The following is a 723-nucleotide window of genomic DNA, read 5'->3' as shown; positions in this document are numbered from 1 at the left end:
CCGCACCGCCACTTCAGGAGTACGCAGTGAACCGCTCGATCCGTCTGGCCGCCCTCGCCCTGACCGTCCTGGCCCTCACCACGGCCTGCGGGGGCTCCGGGGACGACACGGCCGACGCCGGGCAGCGGCCCGCCCGGGCCGAACAGGCGGCGGCCCCGGCCGTCACCTTCCCCGCGCCGAGCGGCGCGCCCGCGCCCGCCGCGACCCTAGCCAAGGCCCCGGCGAAGGGCGAAGTGCGGCTGGAGCAGGGCCCGTTCACGGACCGGATCCAGATCACGAAGCTGGCGCTCTCGGAGGGCAAGCCGTCCGTCACCGGCCACTTCACCATTACCTCCGACGTGAGCGACGTGCTCGCCCTGGAGCTGCGTGCCGCGTTCTACGACGAGCGCGGCCATCTGGTCGGCACCGGCTCCTTCCAGTACGCGGAGGAGGGCGAGGCGGGCGAGGCCGCGCATGGCACCGCCGGACACGCGAAGCCCCGCGCGGAGGGCGCCGGCATCGACTTCACCGCCGCCCCCAAGACCGCCCTGACGGGGACCCCGGCGAGCGCGGTCCTCTCCGTCCCGGTCCTCGTCAACGAGTAGCCCGCAAGCGGCTGTTCGCGGCGGCCCCGGGGCCGTGGGGTCACGCCAGCCGGCGGGCCAGGGCCCGTCCGGCGGCCCGGCCCGAGAAGATGCAGCCGCCGAGGAACGTCCCCTCCAGCGCGTTGTAGCCGTGCACCCC

At 75.7% G+C, this 723-nt stretch carries 1 pseudogene; it reads left to right on the top strand.

Annotated elements, in window-relative coordinates:
• Window positions 1–584 (top strand): annotated as a pseudogene (locus ACJA3G_RS38050) (hypothetical protein); the annotation flags it as partial.
• Window positions 585–723: the final 139 nt, after the last annotated feature.

This window comes from Streptomyces sp. YS-3, from assembly GCF_045257485.1.
Classification (GTDB): Bacteria; Actinomycetota; Actinomycetes; order Streptomycetales; family Streptomycetaceae; genus Streptomyces.
Note: the sequence above shows the minus strand (reverse complement) of the source record. Positions and strands in the feature narration are given on the sequence as shown.